We start from the raw sequence: 20614 nt of genomic DNA on the forward strand, positions 1-20614 counted from the left end.
CCCACAACCCAACACCTTTACCTACCCCCACGCAATACCACTCCCGCCCCGCCCCCCGCCCTCCCGAACACGAGGCGCGGGGCCCCGCCCCCCCGGGCGGCCACGGCGGCGTCCAGGCCGTCCAGGACGTCCGACGAGGCGGTGGTCGGCACTTCGGCGCGGCGGATCAGTTCCGCGCCGTCCAGGTCGATCTTGGCGGCTTTGGTGTACGTGGACCCGACGTCGACGCAGACGGCGGTCGTCACGGCTTCGGCGGCACCACGACCGTGCCGACCGCGGTGGTGGCCACGATCGGCTCGTCGAGGACGGCGGCTCCCGATCCGGACGTGCCGCGGCAGACGACCCGCACCTCGAAGGCGATCTTCCGGGACCGGGTGCCCATCTTGGTGACCGTGCCGATGATCTCCAGCACGTCCCCGGCCCGGACCGGCGCCTTGAACTGCACGTCGTCGTAGGAGGCGAACAGCCCCTCGTCGCCGTCGAGCTGGATGCAGATCTCGGTGGCCACGTCGCCGAACAGGCCCAGCGAGTAGGCGCCGTCGACGAGGTTCCCGGCGTAGTGGGCGTGCGCGTAGGGCACGTAGCGGCGATGGGTCACGGTGATCACTTGCTGCCTCCGGCGAGGGCGTGGACGAGATAGGAGGCCACCTCACGCGGGGTGGTGCCGCGGCTGAAGATCCGGTCGACGCCGAGCTCGGGGGCCATCAGCTCGTCGAAGCGGGGGCCGCCGACGATCAGCAGCGGCCGTCGCCCGGCCGGTAGCGCCTCCCGGAAGGCCGCCGACATGGCCCGGGTGTTCTGCAGGTGCGCGTCGCGCTGGGTGACCACCTGGGACACCAGCACGGCGTCGGCCTTCTTCTCCCGGGCGGTCTCCACCAGGTCGGGCACCGACACCTGGGCGCCCATGTTGGTGACCGACAGCTCGGAGTAGTACTCCAGGCCCTTCTCGCCGGCGATGCCCTTGAGGTTGAGGATGGCGTCGATGCCGACGGTGTGCGCGTCGGTGCCGATGCACGCGCCGACCACGTTGAGCCGCCGCCGCAGCCCGCGTTTGATCGCGGCGTTGACCTCCTTGGCGCTCAGCAGCGGGAAGTCACGCTCGACGACCTGCACCTTGTCGGTGTCGACGAGGTGGGCGACCTTGCCGTAGACGACGAAGAACGTGAAACCGTCGCCCATCTGCTTGGCGTGCACGAGCATCGCCGGGTCCATGCCCATCTTGTTCGCCAGCTGGAGGGCGGCGCCCTCGGCCCGTTTGTCGTGCGGGATGGGGAGGGTGAAGGAGAGCTGCACCATGCCGTCGCCGGTGGTGTCGCCGTAAGGGCGAATTATCATGACTCAACCACCGGGTTGTAGTAGTCCTCATCGATTTTGCAGACACCGTCGAGACCCTTGCCCCGGTCTGCGGGCCGCTTCATGATCCCGAAGGTGCCGTCGGCGATCGCGTTGAGCATGCCGTCGTCGACGATCCTCTCCAGCAGGTCGATGGCCTCGCTCAGGACCTGGTTGGCCCGCCCGCGGATGAACGGGCCCGGGGTGAAGTCCTCATGGAGGTTCCCGGCGCCGTTGAGGACGTAACGGACATTTTGCAGCGCGATGTCACGGTCGGACAGCCAGGGGGTGACGACCGCCTCGGTCATCATGCCGACCAGCAGGATGCCCTGGCCGGTGAGCGCACCCGCGAGGTTGAAGAAACCGTCGAGCAGGTTGCCCCGGAAGACGTCACCTGTCATGTGCTTGGTCGGTGGCATCCACTTGAGCGGGGCATCCGGGAACAACTCGCGGGCGAGCAGCGCGTGGGCCAGCTCCAGCCGGAAGGAATCCGGCAGGTCCGGATTGATCTCGAAGGCGTGGCCGAGGCCGAGCTGCCAGTCCTCGAGTCCCGCCTCGTGGGCGAAGTACTCGTTCATGAGCTGCGACACCGTCACCGTGTGCGCCGCGTCCACCGCGTCGGCCGTGGTCAGGTAGTTGTCCTCGCCGGTGTTGATGATGATCCCCGCGCGGGCGTGGATCTGCCGGGAGAACCGCTGGTCGACGAAGGTGCGGATCGGGTTGATGTCCCGGAACAGGATCCCGTACATCGAGTCGTTCAGCATCATGTCCAGGCGCTGCAGCCCGGCCAGCGTGGCGATCTCCGGCATGCACAGCCCCGACGCGTAGTTGGTGAGCCGCACGTACCGGCCCACCTCCTTCGACGTCTCGTCCAGCGCCGCCCGCATCAGCCGGAAGTTCTCCTGCGTGGCGTACGTGCCGGCGAACCCCTCCCGGGTCGCGCCCTCCGGCACGTAGTCCAGCAGCGACTGGCCGGTCGACCGGATCACCGCGATCACGTCGGCACCGGCCCGCGCCGCCGCCTGCGCCTGCGGGATGTCCTCGTAGATGTCCCCGGTCGCCACGATCAGGTAGATCCAGGGGCGCTGTTTCGGATCACCGAACCGTTTGATCAGCCGGTCCCGCTCGGCCCGCCGCCGGTCGATGGTCCGCAGACCGGCGGCGGTGGCCCGTTTCGCCCGCTGCCGGGCCTTGGCCGGACGAGAAGGCATGCCGAAACGGATCGAACCCGCCGCCGCCTTCTGCGCCAGGACCGTCACGTCCTCCACACCGTTGGTCTCCATCGCGTGGAACACCGGGACGGCCACCCCGTGACCGAGCCCGACGTCCGCACGCACCGCGTCGACCAGCCGGTTCACCCACGGGATGCCGTCCGGGTCGGCACCGGTCACCCCGGCCAGCCGCAGCACCGCACGCTCCACCGACACGGTGGTGTGCGACCGCGCCAGGTCGACCACCGGCTGCCCCGCGCGTGCCGCGAGCGCCCTTGCCCGCGCCACCACGGCCGGATCCAGATCCAGCTTCCCGCCCAAGGAAAACGCCTCCGTTACCTCTCGAAAATCGTCTCGCCGTGCAGCACGGTCCGCAGGCAGACCGGCCGCTCCGGAGTCACGCCGTCCACATCCGGCAGCAGCGCCGGAAGACCACCGTCGACACCACCCGGGGTGTCCCAGACCGCGAGCGTCGCCGACGCGCCGGGTTTCAGCACGCCCGCGCCGGACACCGCGGCCGCCCGCCAGCCGCCCGCGGTGCTCGCCGCGAACGCCGACCGCACACTCATCCGGAACCGGGGGTTACGCGGGGCGGCCGCCGCCACCACGATCGCCCACGGGTCCAGCGCCGTCACCGGCGAATCCGAACCGAACGCCAGCGCCACCCCGGTTGCGTGCATCGCGCCGATCGGGTTGCTGGCCAGCGCCCGCTCCACGCCCAGACGCTGCGCGTACATCCGGTCCGTGCCGCCCCACAGGGCGTCGAACACCGGCTGCACCGAAGCGATCACGCCGAACTCCACCATCCGGGCGATCATCGCCTTGTCGATCAGCTCGACGTGCTCGATCCGGTGATGTCCCTCGCGCAGCCGGTCCACCCCGACCGCCTTGGCCGCGATCGCGAAACCCTCCAGCACCGTCTCGATCGCCGCGTCACCGATCGCGTGGAAACCGCCCTGGAAGCCGACCCGGATGCAGTCCAGCAGGTGCTCGGCGGCCTGCTCGGCGGTCACGAACGCCTCACCACAGCCGTGGTCGCCGTCGTGGTACGGAGCACGCACCGACGCCGTCCGCGAACCCAGTGCGCCGTCCGCGTACAGGTCACCGGCCGCGCCGTGCGCCCCCAGCTCCCGCGCCCGCTCGGCACCGCCCAGCTCGCCCCAGAATCCGAACACCTGCGGCAGCCCTCGCCCGGACAGCGCCAGCACCGACCCGAAGTCGTCCTCGCTGGACGTGCCCGGACCGGCGCACTCGTGCACCGCCGCGATCCCCATCGACGCCGCCCGCGACAGTGCCGTGGTTTGCGCCGCGGTCCGCTGCGCCGGCGTCAGCGAACCCAGCGCGACCGCCCGGACCGCGTGGTGCGCGGCCTCCCGCACCCAGCCCGACTCGTCGTAGCCGTCGACCCCGGCCGCCGCCGGCAGCAACGACGCGGACGCCAGCGCCGAATGCACCGACGCCTGCGACAGATACACCCGCCGGCCCGCCGCCGCCCGCTCCAGCTCGGCCGCGGTCGGCGGCGTCTGGTCCGACCAGGTCGACTCGTCCCAGCCATGCCCGTGCACCACCCCGTCGGCCGGCCGGGTCGCCGCGAACGCCGCGACCCGATCCAGCAGCTCCCCCGGCGAGCGCACCGCTGACAGATCCAGGCCGTCGAACGCCAGACCGGTGTCGGTGGCGTGCAGGTGCGCGTCCACGAACGCCGGCGTGACCAGCGCGCCGGCCAGGTCGACGGTCACATCGGCGGACGGGGCGTCGGCGGAGTCACCCAGCCAGGCGATCGTGTCGCCCCTGGTGACCATCGCGGTGGCGCGGGGTTCCGCAGCCGAGTAGAAGCGGCCGTTGACGTAGCGGACCGAGGGAGTGTTCGTCATGCCGGTCAGTCTGCCGCGATCCGCGCCTCGAACAGAGCCCGCACCGCGGGAACCTGACGCAGCAGATCGACAGCGAACTCGGCGTGACCAGGCACGTATCCGTTGCCGATGAGCATCGTCACGTCCGCGGCCAGGCCCTCGGCGCCGAGCGCGGCCGCCGGGAAGCTGGTCGCCATCGAGAAGAAGATCACCGTGCCGCCGTTCGCGGTGGCCAGGATCGCCCCGTGCTCGCAGCCGGGCACGTCCACGCAGACCACCGTCACGTCCGCGGGCTCCCCCACGGCCTCGGCGACAGCGACCGGATCGCGGGCGTCAGCGATCGCGACATGGTCGGCGAGTCCGGCTTTCAGGAGCGCGTCCCGCTCCTTCTCGTTCACGACCACCGCGACGGTACGGGCACCCGCACGCCTGGCCGCAGCAAGAGTGAGTGACCCGCTCTTGCCCGCACCACCGAGCACCGCGACTGTCGGGTTATCCGGATATTTACGGACAATGCGGTCGGTAAGCGCCGGCGCCCCACACACGTCGTAGACGGCGAGCGCCAGCTCCGGCGGCAGGTCGTCGGGCAGCACCCCCACGATCGAGCGCCCGAACAGGATCGCCGTCCCCTCGGCCGGCACCTGCTCACTGAGCCCGTCCCACCCGGCCAGCCCGTCGGTGATCGCCAGTGGCGTCAGCGTCAGCGACACCAGCGTGGCCACCAGGTCACCCGGCTTCACCGCCAGCGGCGACTCCGGCCCGACCTCCTCGACCACCCCGATCAGCATGCCGCCCGACCCGGTGACCGGATTGTGCATCTTGCCGCGCGTCCGCACGATGTCGAGCACCTCGGCCCGGATCGCGTCGCCGTTGTTCGCATGCTTCTCGGCCAGCTGCCGATAACTGGCGGCGTCGAGGTTGAGCCGCCGCACCCGGATCCGGGTCTCGTCCGGCCCGATCTCCGGCGACGCATCAAGCCGCCAGGCGGCCTGCGGCAGCACGCCGGCCGGTTCCACTACCCGCCGCAACCCCACCATGCTCATGCTCCTCACGATCTCCACGCGTTAAAAACACTCTCACAGAGCAGTCTTCACCGTAAATACTGCGTATACATGGTTACTAGACCGGATAATCTCCGGTACCTTGATCCGAATCCAACGAGGGAGGATCTTCCGGTGGCGGACGACCTGGCAGGCCAGCCGTACGAATACCAGCGGCGCGAGCTGATCGAGCCGGACTGGACCCGGTTCCCCGGCTGGCGCGACGTGACCGCTCAGCAGTGGCAGTCGGCGCAATGGCAGCGGGTCAACTGCGTCAAGAACATCAAGCAGCTGCGTACGGTCCTCGGCGACCTGGTCGACGAGAGCTTCTACGCCGACCTCGAAGCCGACCAGCAGCAACTGGCCACGATGTCGATGCTGATCCCGCCCCAGATGATCAACACGATGGTCCCCGACCGGGTCCCGGACACCGCGTCGTTCTACGCCGACCCGGTCCGCAACTACATGATCCCGGTCGCGAGTGACCGCCGCGCCGACTGGCCGTCACACCCGCACGCCGCCCGCGACTCCCTGCACGAGCACGACATGTGGGTCGCCGAGGGCCTCACCCACCGCTACCCCACCAAGGTGCTGGCCGAGTTGCTCTCCACCTGCCCGCAGTACTGCGGGCACTGCACCCGGATGGACCTGGTCGGCAACAGCACCCCGACGGTCGCCAAACTCAAACTGCTGCAGAAGCCGGTCGACCGGTACGAGGCACACCTCGCCTACCTCAAGGCCCAGCCCGGGGTACGCGACGTGGTCGTCTCCGGCGGGGACGTCGCCAACGTGCCGTGGAAGCAACTCGAGGCGTACCTGATGGGATTGTTGTCGGTCCCGACCGTCCGCGACATCCGCCTGGCCACCAAGGCCCTGATGGGCCTGCCCCAGCACTGGCTCCAGGACGACGTGGTCGAAGGCATGCACCGGGTCGCCGTCACCGCCGAGCGCCGCGGCGTCAACCTGGCCGTGCACACCCACGTCAACCACGTGAACTCGCTGACGCCCCTGGTCGCGAAGGCGGTCCGCACCCTCCTCGAAGTCGGCGTCCGCGACGTGCGCAACCAGGGCGTGCTGATGCGTGGGGTCAACGCCACCACCGGCGACCTGCTCGACCTCTGCTTCGCGCTGCAGGGCGAGGCGGGCATCCTGCCGTACTACTTCTACATGTGCGACATGATCCCCAACGCCGAGCACTGGCGGGTGCCGGTCTGGCACGCCCAGCAGCTGCAACACGACCTGATGGGCTACCTGCCCGGCTACGCCACCCCGCGGATCGTCTGCGACGTCCCGTTCGTCGGCAAGCGGTGGGTGCACATGGTCGCCGAATACGACCGGGAGCACGGCATCTCCTACTGGACCAAGAACTACCGCACGTCCATCGAGGCCAACGACAGCGAAGCCCTCTCCAAGCTGTACGCCTACTACGACCCGATCGACACGCTGCCGGAGACCGGCCAGGCGTGGTGGCGCAAGCAGCAGCAGAACGCGGAATGACGGAACAGGGGAGGCGCCGAGCGCCTCCCCTGTTCCGTTTCCGCGCCTATCTGAAGGTGTCGCGGACGTCGCGGCCGGCGTCCTTGATGTGCTCGCCCGCCTGCTTGGCGTGGGCGGCCGCCTCCTGCACCTGGCCCTCGGCCTGAAGGCGCTCGTTTCCGGTCGCCTCGCCGATGCCCTGCTTCGCCTTGCCGGCCAGTTCCTCGGCCTTGTTCTTGACCTTGTCGGCGATGCTCACTTCTCCACCCTCCGTAGGTCCTGTGTCGCACTTGCTGACGATCAATTGGTGCCCGGTGGCGCGCCTTTTCAAACACTTTGCGCCGCACCCAACAACCGCCAGCCGTCGCTCAGCGCGGTCAAGCGGGTGGGATTCCAGGGGTGAGCGACGGCTGGCGGGCTTGGGCTTCCCGGTGGGCCTGGACCGAGTCCATGTTGGTCTCGGCCCAGGCCTTCAAGCCCCGCATCAACTCGTGCAGGGACAGGCCCAGGGTGGTCAGCTCGTAGTGGACGGTGATCGGGACCGTCGGTGTCACGGTCCGGGTGATCAGGCCGTCTCGTTCCAGCGTGCGCAGGGTCTGGGTGAGCATCTTCTGGCTCACGCCGGCCAGCAGGCGGGACAGCTCCGAATAGCGCATCGGCCGCGGATCGCCCAGGCAGTCGGGACCGCTGCCCAGGGCGGACAGGATCATCACGACCCACTTGTCGGAGATCGTGTCGAGCAGGCGGCGGCTCGGGCAGGCGGCGATGAACGCGTCGTACTCCGCCTTCGCCTCGGCGCGCTTCTGAGCCGCGGTCGTCGTCGCCATCCGGTCACCTCCGAGTACGTGACGCACCTGGAAGTGCGTACTTCCCCAGAGGAAGCTACTCCCCCACAGTTACCGGCATGGTTTCCACTTCACTTCCCGGCGGCACCTGGACCCTGGGAGATCTCACCGTCACCCGATTCGGCTACGGGGCGATGCAACTCGCCGGGCCCTGGGTGATGGGGCCGCCCGCCGACCATCAAGGAGCGCTCGACGTGCTCCGTGCGGCCGTCGAGCTCGGCATCACCCACATCGACACCGCTGACGCATACGGGCCGCACGTCACCAACCGGCTCATTCGGGAGGCGCTCTCCCCGTACCCGCAGAATTTGCATGTCGTGACCAAAGTCGGCGCGGAACGTGACGCACAGGGCGGCTGGCCGCCCGCCCGCGATCCGGCCGGCCTGCGCCGCGCCGTCCACGCCAACCTGCGCAATCTCGGCCTCGACGTGCTCGACCTGGTCAACCTGCGGCTCGGTGACGCGGAGGGGCCCCGGCCGGAACCGGTCGCGGAAGCGTTCGGGACACTCGCCGACCTGCGGCGGGAAGGGCTGATCCGGCATCTCGGGGTGAGCAACGCGACCACTGATCAGATCGCCGAGGCACGGACCATCGCGCCTGTCGTGTGCGTGCAGAACATGTACAACCTCGCCCACCGCGACGACGACGACCTGATCGACGAGCTCGCCGCGGACGGGATCGCCTACGTGCCGTTCTTTCCGCTCGGCGGGTTCAGCCCGTTGCAGTCGTCGGCGCTGTCCGCGGTCGCCGCCCGGCTCGGCGCCACCCCGATGGCGGTCGCGCTGGCCTGGCTCCTGCAACGGTCGCCGAACATCCTCCTGATCCCCGGCACGTCATCGGTCGCCCACCTGCGCGAGAACGTCGCCGGCGCCGGCCTCACCCTCACCCCCGGCGACCTCGACGAACTCTCCGTCATCCGTTGGGCCGAATCAGCCGCCGAATCCGGAGTGGACCATCGTTGAGCTGCTAATTTCCGTCCATGGGCTTCATTCAGATCATCGAGTACGAAACCGACCGGGCCGATGAGATATGGGCTCTGGGCGAGGAACAAATCGCCGGCATGGGCGACACCCCACCAGGTTTCCGGCTCACCATCACCCAAGACCGGGAAAACCCTTTACGGTACGTGACAATCGTCGAATTCCCGTCCTATGAGGCGGCCATGGCGAACAGTGGCCAGCCGGAGACGGACGCCTTCGCGCGGAAGATGGCCGCCCTCTGCACGAAGGGCCCGACCTTCCACAACCTCGACATCCGCCGAGCCATCCCCTCCTGAACCAGTCCATTCCGCGATCTGAACCAGGCCGTTCCGCGATCTGAACCTGGCCGTTCCGCGATCTTGCACGATTTTCCTGCTTTTCCGCGATCTTGCACGCTTATTCACGCCCCGACACGTTTTCGCGTGCAAGAACCATTTCCAGGCTGAGATCTTGCACGATTCTTCCTATTGGGGAACGGAAAAGTCTGCAAGATCCGGGCTAAACGTGCACATTCGCGCAAGATCCGCTCGCGGTTTGGTGGGCCGACGACGGCGGTTGGGTCTCGACCTTGTCGAGGGGGCAGGGTTGCTCCCGCATGTCGACGGCACCGCTTGTTCCGGCCGGCTAGGACCTCCGGAGAGCGGATACGCCGGGCCGGGACGACTCACCACCTGCCGCGTCGGGCCGGCCTGATCTGGGGTGGAGGTTGCGGTCGGTCGGATGTCTGGTGGGGGCGGGGCTAGGGTCTCGGACGTGGACGTCGTCGTGGTGGGGGCCGGGATCGCCGGGCTTGCCTGTGCTCGGGTGCTCGTCGACGGGGGTGCCCGGGTTCGGGTGTTCGAGCGGGGGCCGGGCGTCGGTGGACGGCTGTCCAGCGAACAGGTCGACGGGCGGCCGGTGGACGTCGGCGCGGCCTATCTCGTTGCTGATCATCCGGACTTCGTCGCTCAGGTGTCGGCGTGGGAACGGCTCGGGCTCGCCCGGCCCTGGACCGACACGCTCCGGGTCTATCCGGGTGGGGAGGACTCCGCCGGGCCGGTGCGGTGGGCGGCATCCGGGGGGCTGCGCAGTCTTGCTGTCGAACTTGCGGGCGGGATCGACGTACAGCCGGGGAGGTTGATCGAATCGGTGCCGGACGATGCGGATGCCGTCGTGCTCGCCATGCCTGGACCACAGGCTCTGCGGCTCGGGCCGCCGGCGGCGATCGCCGCCGCGGCGGAGGCGCAGGTCTGGCGGCCGGTGATCGTCGCGGTTCTCACCTATCCGTCGCGGGAGTGGGGTGAGCTGCGGGGCGCGTTCGTCAATGATCATCCGCTGCTCGCCACCGTCTGTGACGACGGGGATCGGCGTGGGGACGGGGCTGCGGTGCTGGTGGCGCATTCGACGGCCGCGCTTGCCGCTCGGTATCTGGACGATCCGGCGGCGGCTGGGCCGGTGCTGGCCGGGGCCGTCGGTGAGTTGCTCGGTCTGCGCGGGCGGCCGGAGGTGCGGGTGCATCGCTGGACGTTTGCGCAGCCGGAAGCGGGTGACAGTGAGTACGCCGCCGACGGGCGGGTCTGGTTGTGTGGGGACGCGTTCGGGCGGCCGCGGGTGCAGACCGCCTGGCTGTCCGGGCGTGCGGTGGCCCGGGCGCTGCTCAGCTGAGAACGCCTGGACGATTGGCGCACCGCACATCACCACGCCACGCAATGTGGTGACCTGCGGCTCGAAACGGACCGCAGGTCGGAACGCCATGGCCGGACCACCGCAACGTGGTGAGCTGCGCGGCTTGGAACGGATCGTAGGTTGGCACGGCGGGTCAGGTGGGCAGGGCGGCCTTCAGTTTCCAGTCGGTCAGGCGGGGACGGCCGGGGAGGGCGATCCGGCCCGTGCACCACAGCAGGGCCGCTGACGGGTCGCCGGGTGGGGCCGCCGGGAACAGGCGGGACAGGACCCGGGCCGCGAGGGCCGGCGGTGGCGTCCAGTCGAGGCGCAGGCCCTGGGCGATGTCCCAGGTGTGCACCAGGGTCTCGTTGACGCCCAGGGCGGCGAATCCGGAACCGTCGGTCGGGCCCCAGTGCCAGGCCCGTGCGCCGGGGCCGGCGGAGCGCAGCGTGAGCGACAGCAGCCGGGCGGCGGCCGCCACGATCTGCAGCACGGCGCGAGGTGGGGCGTCCGGCTGGACCGTCAGGTCGAGAGGCAGGTAGGCGCCGCCGGCCCGGGACGTCGGCGCCTCCAGGCCGGGCGGCAGGCCGTCGGTGGCCAGCTGGGTGGCGTAGGCGGTCAGGTCGTGGGCCAGGTGGGCGGCGGTGGCCAGGCAGGTCCAGTCGAGACGGCCGGCGCGTGCCGTCCAGTCGTCGTCCTGGTGTGGGGTCAGCAGCCGCAGCGTGCCGGTGACTGCGGTGTCCAGGTCGTCCGCGTTCATCGAATCCACGTGCCTCATCATGGACGGCATGCCCAAGAAGGTGGACCAGCGGGAGCGCCGCACCCTGATCGCCGAGGCGCTGATGCGGGTCGCCGCCGAGCAGGGCCTCGAAGCGGTCAGTCTGCGGCATGTGGCGGCCGAGGCCGGGGTGTCGGCGGGGATGGTGCAGCACTGGTTCCGGACCCGGGACGAGATGATGGCGTTCGCCATGCAGGTGGTCCGGGAGCGTAATCAGGAGCGGGTCACCGCGGCGGTGGCCCGGCTGGGTGATGATCCGGCGCCGCGGGAACTGCTGCGCACGATCATCGGGACGCTGCTGCCACTGGAGGACGAGAGCCGGGCCGACGGGCGGGTGGCGCTGGCGTTCCTGGCGTACACGGCGGTGCGGCCCACGGCGTCGGCTGCGCTGCGGGAGGAGACGGCTCAGATGGCCGGCTTCTTCGGGAGCCTGTTGCCCGTACCGGATGAGGGTTTTGGTCTGCTCGCCCTCATGGAGGGTCTCGGGGTTTATCTGCTCGGTGGGCAGATCACGGCGGCCGAGGCCCGGGTGGCGCTCGATGCGCAGTTGGACCTGCTGTTCGGACGGCCGGTCGTGTCGGAGCCGACCGGGATATGACAGGCTGCCGGGGTCGTCGAAGTGGGAGAGTGTTCCGGTGAAGCAGGCGCAGAGGCTCAAGGCGGTCCGGTACGACATTCGCGGGCCGGTGCTGCGCCGCGCACAGCAGATGGAGGACGCCGGGCACCAGATCATCAAGCTGAACATCGGCAACCCGGCGCCGTGGGGTCTGGCCACGCCCGAGCCGATCATGGCGGATGTGGTGCACAACCTGGGGTCGGCGACCGGCTACAGCGACGCCCGCGGGATCTACTCGGCGCGGGTCGCGGTCGCCCACAAGTATCAGATCCAAGGCGCCACCGACGTCCAGCCGGAGGACGTGATGCTCGGCAACGGCGTCTCCGAGCTGATCGTGATGTGTCTCCAGGCGCTGCTCGACACCGGTGACGAGGTGCTGGTGCCGAGCCCGGACTACCCGCTGTGGACGGGCGCGGTGTCGCTGTGCGGTGGCCGGGCGGTGCACTACCGCTGTGACGAGAGCAACGGCTGGCAGCCGGATCTGGAGCATCTGGCGTCCCGGATCACCCCGGACACCCGGGCCATGGTGATCATCAACCCGAACAACCCGACCGGCGCCGTCTACTCGCGGGAGGTGCTGGAGGGGATGCTCGACATCGCCCGACGGCACGGGCTGCTGGTGTTCACCGACGAGATCTACGACCAGATCGTCTACGACGGCGCACGGCACTGGACGGCGGCGGCGCTCGCCCCCGACGTGCCGATGATCAGCATGGGCGGGCTGTCCAAGACGCACCGGGCGGCCGGGTTCCGGTCCGGGTGGCTGGCGGTCACCGGGTTCGGCCCGCAGGACACCGACTATCTGGAGGGGCTCCAGCTGCTGGCGAACATGCGGCTGTGCCCCAACGTGCCCGCGCAGCACGCGATCCAGACCGCGCTCGGTGGCTACCAGAGCATCAACGCCCTGGTCACCCCGGGCGGGCGGCTGCACGAGCAGCGCGAGCACGCGTGGCGGATGCTGACCGCGATCCCCGGCGTGGAGTGTTTCAAGCCGGAGGGCGCGCTCTATCTCTTCGCCCGGCTCGACCCGGAAATCCACAAGATCCACGACGACGAGCGGCTGATCATCGACCTGCTGGAGTCGAAACAGCTGCTGCTGTCGCACGGGACGGGGTTCAACATCGACACCCCGGACCATCTGCGGATGGTCTTCCTCGCGCCGGTCGACGTGCTCGACGACGCGATCGGGCGGCTGCGGAGCTTCCTGGCCACCTACCGGCAGTGACTGTGACCGGCACCGGCGGCGACGAAACCGGCTACCGGCAGTGACCGGTCACGCCGGCTCGCGCACACCGCCCTCGTCCCCGTCCTCGCCGTCGTCTCCGTCGCCGGGCATCGGCTCGACGGGGGCCGGCGGCAGCGTCTCCGGCGCGTCCGGGAGCAGCTCGCCCGCATCGTCCGGGATCGGCTCGCGCGGGTCGATCGGCGGGTAGTCGTCGGGGTTCAGATCCGGCTGGCTCATGATCCCATTGTCCGTCACCCGGGCCTTCGGCACCGGACAGCCGACCGATGCGGCGGTCCGGGTCTCCGGGGGCGTCTCGCATGCCTTGTTCAAGGTCACCACAACCACCGGGCGGTACGCCGCCAAGCGCCTCACCATCCTCGATGAGGCAGGGTGGTGGGACGCCCGTCGGACTATCGCTGGTGGTGGGAGGCCTACCGAACTGGCGCTGGTGGGAGGCCTACCGAACTGGCGCTGGCGGCTGCCGTTCCACGGATCGGCCATCATCCGCCGGCCGGGACGCCTACCGGACTGTCGCACCGGTCACGCATGCGACTAAGACGCCGACCGGCGGCCGGGAATGTCGCATTCGGAGAGGAGTAGGCGCCGACCAGCCCTGTAGATCTTGCACGGTTCTCCACCTCCGCAGCGATCTTGCACGATTCTTCACGTCTGGGCATGGTTTGTCATGCAAGGTCCACTCGGCCGGGGAGACCTTGCAGATTTCTTCCTGTTGGGACGCGGAAAGAGCTGCAAGATCGGCGCGACCGTGAACATTCGTGCAAGATCGGCGGGCGACGGGAGACGTGGGAGGCTCGACACGGTGGCAGGAGGGCCTGGATGTCCGCGGCGGTCGTTAGATTCGGCGGGTGAACGTGATTGATGACTTCTCACCGTCGAACGGGACCTGGCGCACGCTGCGATGGGCGCAGGAGATGGGCGCGTCGACGCTGGGTGAGGCCTACGACATGCTCGACCAGTTCGAGAACAGCAACGACGTCCCCGAGGTGCTGGGCGAGGACGACACGATCGAGGCGGTCCGGGAGGAGATCGAGGACGGCCTGGAGACCGTCGGCCCGGACACCGACCTGAGCGCCCTGCTGTAGCCCGCGGGTCTCAGGGGGCGATGTGTGGGGGACGGTTCTCGTACGGCGTGGAGAGGACCACGGTCGTCCGGGTGGTGACGTTCGCCGCCGTGCGGATGTCCTGTAGCAGGCGTTCCAGGTCGGCGGGGCTCTTCACCCGTACCAGAAGCATGTAGAAGTCCTCGCCGGCCACCGAATAGCAGGAGTCGATCTCGGACAGGTGGGCCAGACGGTCCGGGGCGTCGTCGGGCTGGGACGGGTCGAACGGGCGGATCGCCACGAACGCGGTCAACGGCAGGTCCAAGGCCTCCCAGGAGACCTTGGCGGTGTAGCCGTTTATCACACCCCGCTGCTCGAGCCGGCGGACACGCTGGTGCACGGCGGAGACGCTGAGGCCCACCCGCTCGGCCAGGTCGGTGTACGACAACCGGCCGTCCGCGGTCAGGGCTGAAACGATCGCCCGGTCGATCTCTTCCACGGCGTCACCCTACCGACACCGGCGGCTCACCCCGTCATCGACCGGGCGATCACCAGCCGCTGGATCTGGTTGGTGCCCTCGACGATCTGCAGGACCTTCGCCTCCCGGAACCAGCGCTCCACCGGATGGTCGGAGACGTAGCCGGCGCCGCCGAGCACCTGGACCGCGTCGGTGGTGACCTTCATGGCCATGTCGGTGGCGAACAGTTTCGCCTTGGCCGCCTCGATCGAGAACGGGCGGCCGGCGTCCTTGAGGCGGGCCGCGTTGAGCAGCAGCGCCCGGGCCGCGGACACCTGGGTGGCCATGTCGGCGAGCATGAAACCGATGCCCTGGAACGACGCGATCGGCTTGCCGAACTGCTCACGCTCCTTGGCGTACGCGGTCGCGTAGTCGACTGCGGACTGGGCGAGCCCGACCGCGCAGGCGGCGATGCCGAGCCGGCCGGAGTCGAGGGCGCGCATGGCGATGGTGAAACCCTTGTTCTCCTCGCCGACGAGACGTTCGCGGGGGATGCGGGCGTCCTCCAGGACGATCTGGGCGGGCGCCGACGAGCGCAGGCCCATCAGTTTCTCGGTGGCCTGCGGCATCAGCCCGGGCGTGTCGGCGTCGGCGAGCAGGCAGGAGATGCCTTTGGGGCCGGGCCCACCCGTACGGCAGAAGATGTTGTAGAAATCGGCCTGGCCGGCGTGCGTGATCCAGGCCTTGGTGCCAGTGACCAGGAAATCGTCGCCGTCGGCGACGGCTTTGGTGGTGAGGCCGGCGGCGTCGCTGCCGCCGTGCGGCTCGGAGAGGGCGTACGCGCCAAGCAGGTCCCCGCCGACCATCTCCGGCAGCATGGCCCGTTGCTTGCCGGTGCCGAACTCGGCGACCGGGAAACACGACAGGGTGTGCACGCTGACCGCCTCGGCGATGCCCAGCCAGGTCCCCGCCAGGATCTCCAGGACCTGGACATACACCTCATACGGCTGGGCGGCGCCCCCGACCTCTTCGGGGTAGGGCAGCCCGAGCAGCCCGGAACGGCCGAGGGTGCGCAGGACCTCGCGGGGGAACTCGCCGCGCGCCTCGAAGTCGTCGACCTTGCCGGCCAGCTCGCGGGTGGCGAGCTCGGCGGTGAGGTCGAGCAGGTCGTGCGCTTCAGGGGTGGGAAGCAGTCGATCCACGGTCATGCCCAGCAGCTTAACGTTCGTTAACCGGATGGGGTAACCAAGCCGGTCTCGTACGCCAGCACCACCGCCTGCGCCCGATCCCGCAGATCCAGCTTCGAGAAGATCCGGGCCACATGAGTCTTCACGGTCGCCTCGCTCAACGTCAACGCCGCGGCCAATTCGGTGTTCGACAGGCCGCGGCCGAGCAGGGTCAGCACCTCCAGCTCGCGCGGGGTCAGCGCGGTCAGATCGCGGTGCACGGCCGGGGTCTCCCCCGCCCCGGCGAACCGCTGCACCAGACGGCGGGTGATCGACGGGGCGAGCAACGCGTCACCGGTGCCGACCAGCCGGACCGCGGCCGCCAGGTGGTCGGCGGTCACGTCCTTGAGCAGGAAACCGCTGGCCCCGGCGGCGAGCGCGGCGTACACATACCGGTCCAGGTCGAAGGTGGTCAGCATGAGGATCCGGCAGGCCGGGGCACGGGCCAGGATGCGTTTGGTGGCCTCGATGCCGTCCACGCCGGGCATCCGGACGTCCATCAGGATCACGTCGGGGCGCAGCCGGCGCTCGGCCTCGACCGCGGCGGCGCCGTCACCGGCCTCCCCGACGACGTCGACACCGCGGGCGGTGAGGATCAGCCGGAACCCGGTCCGGATCAGCTCCTGATCGTCGACGATCAGCACCCGGGGCTCACCCAACCCGCCGGGCCGGCCGGTGCCGCGCGGCCCGTTTCCAGCGCCCGGGCCGGAGACTGCACCCGGGCTGGAGACGGCGCGCGGGCCCGGGGTGGTCACAGCGCGTCCAGCGGCAGGCGGGCCCGGACCCGGTAGCCGCCACCGAGGCGGCGGCGGGCGTCGAGGTCGCCGCCGTAGACGGCCACCCGCTCGCGGAGGCCGACCAGGCCGCGGCCCGCGCCGTCGCCCGGGGCCGGGTGTGGGGCCGAGTCTCCGGTCAGCACGCTCGGGCCGGTGGTCAGCACCTCCACCCGGAGGGCGTGGTCCGAATATCGGATGGTCACCTCAGCCTTACCTCCTGATCCGTGTTTGAGGGCATTGGTCAGGGCCTCCTGCACGATGCGGTAGGCGGTGACGTCGATGCCGGTCGGCAACGGCTGTGGCTCGCCGGAGACCCGGACCTCGACCGGCAGGCCGGCGAACGCGATCCGGTCCACCAGTGGGCTCAGCCTGGCCAGCGTCGGCTGAGGCGCCAGCTCGGCATGATCGCCGGGATCCGACCCGGCCGGGTCGGGGGCCAGCAGGCCGAGCAGGTGCCGCAGCTCGGTCATCGTGTCGCGCCCGGCGCGCTCGACCGCGGCCAGCGCCGCGCCCGCCTCGGCCGGCATCGTGGCCAGCACCTCCCGGGCCGCGCCGGCCTGCACGATCATCACGCTGACGTTGTGGCTGACGATGTCGTGCAGCTCGCGGGCGATCCGGGCGCGCTCCTCGTCGACGGCGGCCCGGGCGGCGGCCGCCCGCTCGCGCTCCAGCAGCCAGCCACGCTCCCCCAGCGCGTGCTCGTGACGCCGCCGCGCCCGGCGCAGTGCAACCGACAGCACGGCGACCGACAGCACAGCGACCACCGCTCCGGCGGCCACGAGGAGCATCCACGTTCCCACGCCGACCACCTTGGCACGCCGCTGTGCGGGGCCGCATCAACCCGTGGTCTGGCCTCGTACATCCCTGGGATGAGCCGACCAGGGGATTGCATCCGGCGGCCGATGTCATACCCGGGTATCGATCCGTAGCGTCCCCAGGCATGACGACAGAGACGGTGGTCCGGCTCGACGATGTACGCAAGGAATACGGCGAGACGGCCGCACTTGACGGGGTCTCGCTGACCATCCGCCGGGGTGAGGCGGTCGCCGTGATGGGCCCGTCCGGGTGCGGCAAGTCCACCCTGCTCAACATGATCGCCGGTCTCGACCGGCCGACGTCCGGGGAGGTGACGGTGCACGGCGAGCGGCTCGACGCGATGACCGAGACGAGGCTGGCGCTGTTCCGCCGTCACCACCTCGGCATGATCTTCCAGTTCTTCAACCTGCTCGACGACCTGTCCGCACTGGACAACGTGGCGCTGGCCGCGCAGCTGACCGGCTCGTCGGCGGCGACCGCCCGGCGGCGGGCCCTGGAGCTCTTCGACGAGCTGGGCATCGCGGGCCGCCGTGACGTCTACCCGGCGGCGCTGTCCGGCGGCGAGCGGCAGCGGGTCGCGGTGGCCCGGGCGCTGATGAACCGGCCGGCGCTGCTGCTGGCCGACGAGCCGACCGGCGCCCTCGACAGCCGGGCCGGCGAGCAGGTGATGGACCTGCTGATCGATCTCAACCAGATCGGGCAGACGCTGCTGATCGTCACTCACGACGAGCGGCTCGCGCACCGCTGCGCCAGCCGTCTCGTGCAGCTGGCCGACGGCCGGATCGCCGCCGAGTCCGCCCTGGACCGGGTGTGAGCGCCGTGTGGGCGGCCGCGCGGGCCGCGGTCCGCCGGCGGCGGCTCCAGACGTTCGTGATCGCGCTCGTGGCGCTGCTGTGCACGGCCACCGCGGTGGTCTCGCTGGCGCTGCTGGACGCCACGTCGGCGCCGTTCGACAGGGTGTTCGGGCAGCAGCGGGGAGCGCACGCCGTCGCCGTCTACGACCCGGCGGCGGCGACCGCGGAGCAGCTGGCCGCGGCCCGGGACGGTGTGGCCGCGGGGGCCGGGCCGTTCGGGCAGAGCGTCGCCGAGACCAAGGCCGCCGGGCCGATCGGGTCGATGCTGGGGCCGCTGTCCATCGTCGGGCGGGCCGACCCGGCCGGTGACGTGGACCGGCTCGACGTGTGGCGCGGGCGGTGGCCGTCGGCGCCCGGGGAGATCACGCTGAACGCCCCGCCGGAGGACGCCGTCACCTTCAGCCGCGGCCCGATGGGCGAGCTGACCACGCTGACCGCCAACGGCACGACCCTGACCGTGGTCGGGTGGGCGTACAGCGTGAGTCACTCGGCCGACGCGTGGGTGACACCGGAGCAGATGACGGCGTGGAAACCGACCGGGGCCCAGATGCTGTACCGGTTCGACGGCGACGTGTCCACCCGCGACGCCGTCGAGCAGCGGCTGGCCGTGGTGACCGCCGGACTGCCCGGCGGGGCGCTGCTCGCCGCGCAGCCGTACCAGGTGGTCAAGGAGGAGGCGGCCGAGACCGCCGGCGTCTACCTGCCGTTCCTCGGCGCGTTCGGGGTGCTCGGCCTGCTGGTCGCGGTGATCATCGTGGGCAATGTGGTGAGCGGCGCGGTGGTCTCCGGCTTCCGGCACATCGGTGTGCTCAAGTCGCTCGGGTTCACCCCGCGCCAGGTGGTCGCCGTCTACCTGACCATGGTCACCGTCCCGGCGACGGCCGGCGCGGTCCTCGGCACGGTGCTCGGCGCGTTCGGGGCGCAGCCGCTGCTGGCCGACACCTTCCGGGGCCTGGGCTACGGCCAGGACACCGGCGTGCAGCCCTGGGTGTGGATCACCGGGCTGCTCGGCGTGCCGCTGGTGGTGCTGGTCGCCGCCCTGCTTCCGGCCTCCCGGGCGCACCGCCTCTCGGCGGCCGAGGCGATCAGCGCGGGCAGCGCGCCACAGCGGGGTCGCGCGCTCCGGATTCAAAGACTCCTCGGCGGTACGAGACTCCCGCGCTCGATCAGCCTCGGGCTGGGTCTCCCGTTCGCCCGTCCCGGCCGGACTGCCCTGACCATGGCGTCGTTGCTGCTCGGCGTGACCACGGTGACGTTCGCGACCGGGCTGGCCGACACGCTGATCGAGACGTCCCGGCTGGACGCGGCGGCCGGCGGTGACGTCGGGATCCGCCCGGAGCGGGCCGGCCCGGCGGGCGCCACACCCGCCCGGCTCGACGACCAGGAGATCGAGGCGCTGCTGCGCGGCCTGCCCGGGGCCGCGAAGGTCGGCGCGTCGGCCGGCCGGTCCGTGCCGGTGGTCGGGCAGAGCTCGCCGGTGCAGGTCAACTTCGTCCGGGGCGACGTCGCCGCAATGGGTTACCAGGCGCAACTGCTGGCGGGCCGATGGCTGGCCGGGCCGGACGAGGTGGTGGCCTCGGCCGAGTTGATCAACAAGCGCGGGCTGGCCGTGGGCGACACGCTGGTGCTGGACCTGGACGGGACCCGCACGACGGTCACCATCGTCGGCGAGACCCTGCAATCCCTGCCGGGGCCGGGCGACGGCCTGTTCGCGGCCTGGCGGGACCTGCCCGGGGTCGACCCGTTCGACTTCTATTTCCAGGTCGAGCTGGCCGAGGGCGCCGACGTGCAGGCGTTCATCGCGTCGGTGCGGGCGGCCGATCCGGGGCTGATGGCGTGGGACAACACCGACGTCACCGACCTGACCGTGGTGGTCACCGGCATCTCGACGGTGCTGGCGCTGCTGCTGGCCACGGTGGCCGCGCTGGGCGTGCTCAACACGGTCGCGCTGAACGTCCAGGACCGCCGCCGTGACCTGGGCATGCTCAAGTCGATCGGGATGACCCCGCGCCAGGTGGTGGCCATGCTGGTCACGTCGATGGCGGCGCTCGGGGTGATCGGCGGGCTGCTCGGCATCCCGTTCGGGATGGCGGCGCACCGGCTGGTGATCCCGCTCGCCGCGGAGGCCGCGAAGGTGACCCTGCCCGATTACGTGATGCGGGTGTGGGATCCGGCGACGCTGGCTCTCATGGTGGCGGCCGGGGTGCTGATCGCGGTCCTGGGGGCGCTGCTGCCGGCCCGGTCCGCGGCCCGGCTCAGCATCGCCCGGGTGCTGCACAACGAGTGATTCCGGCTGGTCGTGGGCGCCCGTCCCGGCGGGCTGGAACGGGCGCCCACGACCAGCCGACGTGGAAGCGAACGGCCCGGGGCGGATGGTGGGGGTCACCGCCCCGGGCCGTCGCCGGTCCGCCTGTCCCCGTGGCT

Annotated in this window: 22 protein-coding genes and 1 pseudogene; 9 read left to right on the forward strand and 14 right to left on the reverse strand. The window is 70.6% G+C overall.

All coding sequences use genetic code 11. The annotated features are described in order from the left end of the window. Window positions 1-95: 95 nt before the first annotated feature. From AB0E94_RS48810 to AB0E94_RS48835, 6 genes and pseudogenes are all read right to left on the reverse strand, one after another. Window positions 96-245: pseudogene (locus tag AB0E94_RS48810) on the reverse strand (glutamate mutase L); the annotation flags it as partial. After that, the gene (locus AB0E94_RS48815; protein WP_360342364.1) at window positions 242-607 is read right to left on the reverse strand and encodes a hotdog domain-containing protein; all 366 of its coding nucleotides are present in this window, start codon (window positions 605-607) and stop codon (window positions 242-244) included. The gene AB0E94_RS48815 and the pseudogene AB0E94_RS48810, both read right to left, overlap by 4 nt. Next, the gene (locus tag AB0E94_RS48820) at window positions 604-1335 is read right to left on the reverse strand and encodes an OAM dimerization domain-containing protein (RefSeq protein ID WP_360342367.1); all 732 of its coding nucleotides are present in this window, start codon (window positions 1333-1335) and stop codon (window positions 604-606) included. Before AB0E94_RS48820 ends, AB0E94_RS48815 begins: the two co-directional genes overlap by 4 nt. Next, window positions 1332-2864, reverse strand: coding sequence for a lysine 5,6-aminomutase subunit alpha (locus AB0E94_RS48825; RefSeq protein ID WP_360342370.1), 1533 nt, complete (start codon window positions 2862-2864; stop codon window positions 1332-1334). The genes AB0E94_RS48820 and AB0E94_RS48825 overlap by 4 nt, the downstream gene beginning before the upstream one ends. Window positions 2865-2878: 14 nt before the next feature. Beyond that, the gene (locus tag AB0E94_RS48830; RefSeq protein WP_360342373.1) at window positions 2879-4417 is read right to left on the reverse strand and encodes an amidohydrolase family protein; all 1539 of its coding nucleotides are present in this window, start codon (window positions 4415-4417) and stop codon (window positions 2879-2881) included. 5 nt (window positions 4418-4422) lie between these two features. Beyond that, complete coding sequence (locus AB0E94_RS48835) at window positions 4423-5439, reverse strand: zinc-binding dehydrogenase (RefSeq protein WP_360342376.1); 1017 nt, start codon at window positions 5437-5439, stop codon at window positions 4423-4425. Between the two features lie 132 nt (window positions 5440-5571). Here AB0E94_RS48835 and AB0E94_RS48840 point away from each other — a divergent pair, with 132 nt between their 5' ends. Next, window positions 5572-6933 (forward strand): lysine 2,3-aminomutase, encoded by a 1362-nt coding sequence (locus AB0E94_RS48840; RefSeq protein ID WP_360342379.1) that lies wholly within the window; start codon window positions 5572-5574, stop codon window positions 6931-6933. A gap of 46 nt (window positions 6934-6979) precedes the next feature. Here the strand turns inward: AB0E94_RS48840 and AB0E94_RS48845 are convergent, their stop codons facing one another. Together AB0E94_RS48845 and AB0E94_RS48850 are read right to left on the reverse strand one after the other, a co-directional pair. Then, window positions 6980-7171: a CsbD family protein gene (locus AB0E94_RS48845; RefSeq protein ID WP_360342382.1), complete on the reverse strand. Its 192-nt coding sequence runs from the start codon at window positions 7169-7171 to the stop codon at window positions 6980-6982. Window positions 7172-7289: 118 nt separating this feature from the next. Continuing rightward, window positions 7290-7739, reverse strand: a complete 450-nt coding sequence (locus tag AB0E94_RS48850) for a helix-turn-helix domain-containing protein (RefSeq protein ID WP_360342385.1) — start codon at window positions 7737-7739, stop codon at window positions 7290-7292. Between the two features lie 77 nt (window positions 7740-7816). Here AB0E94_RS48850 and AB0E94_RS48855 point away from each other — a divergent pair, with 77 nt between their 5' ends. The 3 genes from AB0E94_RS48855 (at window position 7817) to AB0E94_RS48865 (ending at window position 10381) form a co-directional block, all read left to right on the forward strand. Further along, window positions 7817-8719 (forward strand): aldo/keto reductase family oxidoreductase, encoded by a 903-nt coding sequence (locus AB0E94_RS48855; RefSeq protein ID WP_360342388.1) that lies wholly within the window; start codon window positions 7817-7819, stop codon window positions 8717-8719. A gap of 17 nt (window positions 8720-8736) precedes the next feature. Beyond that, window positions 8737-9033: a hypothetical protein gene (locus AB0E94_RS48860; RefSeq protein ID WP_360342391.1), complete on the forward strand. Its 297-nt coding sequence runs from the start codon at window positions 8737-8739 to the stop codon at window positions 9031-9033. Between the two features lie 424 nt (window positions 9034-9457). Further along, the gene (locus tag AB0E94_RS48865) at window positions 9458-10381 is read left to right on the forward strand and encodes an FAD-dependent oxidoreductase (protein ID WP_360342394.1); all 924 of its coding nucleotides are present in this window, start codon (window positions 9458-9460) and stop codon (window positions 10379-10381) included. 154 nt (window positions 10382-10535) lie between these two features. Here AB0E94_RS48865 and AB0E94_RS48870 read toward each other — a convergent pair whose 3' ends face one another. Further along, entirely contained in the window at window positions 10536-11141 is a 606-nt protein-coding gene (locus AB0E94_RS48870; protein ID WP_360342451.1) for a maleylpyruvate isomerase N-terminal domain-containing protein, read from the reverse strand. Window positions 11142-11169: 28 nt separating this feature from the next. Between AB0E94_RS48870 and AB0E94_RS48875 the strand changes: the two genes are divergently transcribed. After that, window positions 11170-11757 (forward strand): TetR family transcriptional regulator, encoded by a 588-nt coding sequence (locus AB0E94_RS48875; RefSeq protein WP_360342397.1) that lies wholly within the window; start codon window positions 11170-11172, stop codon window positions 11755-11757. A gap of 37 nt (window positions 11758-11794) precedes the next feature. Then, entirely contained in the window at window positions 11795-13000 is a 1206-nt protein-coding gene (locus tag AB0E94_RS48880) for a pyridoxal phosphate-dependent aminotransferase (RefSeq protein WP_360342400.1), read from the forward strand. Between the two features lie 48 nt (window positions 13001-13048). Here the strand turns inward: AB0E94_RS48880 and AB0E94_RS48885 are convergent, their stop codons facing one another. Further along, window positions 13049-13237, reverse strand: coding sequence for a hypothetical protein (locus AB0E94_RS48885; RefSeq protein WP_360342403.1), 189 nt, complete (start codon window positions 13235-13237; stop codon window positions 13049-13051). 629 nt (window positions 13238-13866) lie between these two features. Between AB0E94_RS48885 and AB0E94_RS48890 the strand changes: the two genes are divergently transcribed. Beyond that, entirely contained in the window at window positions 13867-14103 is a 237-nt protein-coding gene (locus tag AB0E94_RS48890) for a hypothetical protein (protein ID WP_360342406.1), read from the forward strand. A gap of 10 nt (window positions 14104-14113) precedes the next feature. Here the strand turns inward: AB0E94_RS48890 and AB0E94_RS48895 are convergent, their stop codons facing one another. From AB0E94_RS48895 to AB0E94_RS48910, 4 genes are all read right to left on the reverse strand, one after another. Next, on the reverse strand, window positions 14114-14560 hold the full coding sequence (locus AB0E94_RS48895; RefSeq protein WP_360342409.1) for an Lrp/AsnC family transcriptional regulator: 447 nt from the start codon (window positions 14558-14560) through the stop codon (window positions 14114-14116). A gap of 26 nt (window positions 14561-14586) precedes the next feature. Then, on the reverse strand, window positions 14587-15726 hold the full coding sequence (locus AB0E94_RS48900) for an acyl-CoA dehydrogenase family protein (RefSeq protein WP_360342412.1): 1140 nt from the start codon (window positions 15724-15726) through the stop codon (window positions 14587-14589). Window positions 15727-15746: 20 nt separating this feature from the next. Further along, window positions 15747-16403, reverse strand: coding sequence for a response regulator transcription factor (locus AB0E94_RS48905; RefSeq protein WP_360342454.1), 657 nt, complete (start codon window positions 16401-16403; stop codon window positions 15747-15749). Window positions 16404-16495: 92 nt separating this feature from the next. Then, on the reverse strand, window positions 16496-17308 hold the full coding sequence (locus AB0E94_RS48910) for a histidine kinase (RefSeq protein WP_360342457.1): 813 nt from the start codon (window positions 17306-17308) through the stop codon (window positions 16496-16498). Between the two features lie 152 nt (window positions 17309-17460). On the opposite strand from AB0E94_RS48910, the gene AB0E94_RS48915 reads away from it, so the two are divergent. Beyond that, on the forward strand, window positions 17461-18150 hold the full coding sequence (locus AB0E94_RS48915) for an ABC transporter ATP-binding protein (protein ID WP_360342415.1): 690 nt from the start codon (window positions 17461-17463) through the stop codon (window positions 18148-18150). Beyond that, a complete protein-coding gene (locus AB0E94_RS48920; protein WP_360342418.1) occupies window positions 18147-20477 on the forward strand; it encodes an ABC transporter permease in 2331 nt (776 codons plus the stop codon). The genes AB0E94_RS48915 and AB0E94_RS48920 overlap by 4 nt, the downstream gene beginning before the upstream one ends. The last annotated feature ends 137 nt before the right edge of the window (window positions 20478-20614 follow it).

Origin of the sequence: Actinoplanes sp. NPDC026670 (genome assembly GCF_040638175.1) — a bacterium.
Lineage (GTDB): Bacteria > Actinomycetota > Actinomycetes > Mycobacteriales > Micromonosporaceae > Actinoplanes.

What these genes read in the sequence shown, in the direction of transcription:
- AB0E94_RS48900 (WP_360342412.1), bottom strand. Translation starts at nt 15,726, where the DNA reads ATGACCGTGGATCGACTGCTTCCCACCCCTGAAGCGCACGACCTGCTC.
- AB0E94_RS48885 (WP_360342403.1), bottom strand. Translation starts at nt 13,237, where the DNA reads ATGAGCCAGCCGGATCTGAACCCCGACGACTACCCGCCGATCGACCCG.
- AB0E94_RS48850 (WP_360342385.1), bottom strand. Translation starts at nt 7,739, where the DNA reads ATGGCGACGACGACCGCGGCTCAGAAGCGCGCCGAGGCGAAGGCGGAG.
- AB0E94_RS48855 (WP_360342388.1), top strand. Translation starts at nt 7,817, where the DNA reads ATGGTTTCCACTTCACTTCCCGGCGGCACCTGGACCCTGGGAGATCTC.
- AB0E94_RS48820 (WP_360342367.1), bottom strand. Translation starts at nt 1,335, where the DNA reads ATGATAATTCGCCCTTACGGCGACACCACCGGCGACGGCATGGTGCAG.
- AB0E94_RS48860 (WP_360342391.1), top strand. Translation starts at nt 8,737, where the DNA reads ATGGGCTTCATTCAGATCATCGAGTACGAAACCGACCGGGCCGATGAG.
- AB0E94_RS48875 (WP_360342397.1), top strand. Translation starts at nt 11,170, where the DNA reads ATGCCCAAGAAGGTGGACCAGCGGGAGCGCCGCACCCTGATCGCCGAG.
- AB0E94_RS48865 (WP_360342394.1), top strand. Translation starts at nt 9,458, where the DNA reads ATGTCTGGTGGGGGCGGGGCTAGGGTCTCGGACGTGGACGTCGTCGTG.
- AB0E94_RS48835 (WP_360342376.1), bottom strand. Translation starts at nt 5,439, where the DNA reads ATGAGCATGGTGGGGTTGCGGCGGGTAGTGGAACCGGCCGGCGTGCTG.
- AB0E94_RS48830 (WP_360342373.1), bottom strand. Translation starts at nt 4,417, where the DNA reads ATGACGAACACTCCCTCGGTCCGCTACGTCAACGGCCGCTTCTACTCG.
- AB0E94_RS48910 (WP_360342457.1), bottom strand. Translation starts at nt 17,308, where the DNA reads ATGCTCCTCGTGGCCGCCGGAGCGGTGGTCGCTGTGCTGTCGGTCGCC.
- AB0E94_RS48915 (WP_360342415.1), top strand. Translation starts at nt 17,461, where the DNA reads ATGACGACAGAGACGGTGGTCCGGCTCGACGATGTACGCAAGGAATAC.
- AB0E94_RS48870 (WP_360342451.1), bottom strand. Translation starts at nt 11,141, where the DNA reads ATGAACGCGGACGACCTGGACACCGCAGTCACCGGCACGCTGCGGCTG.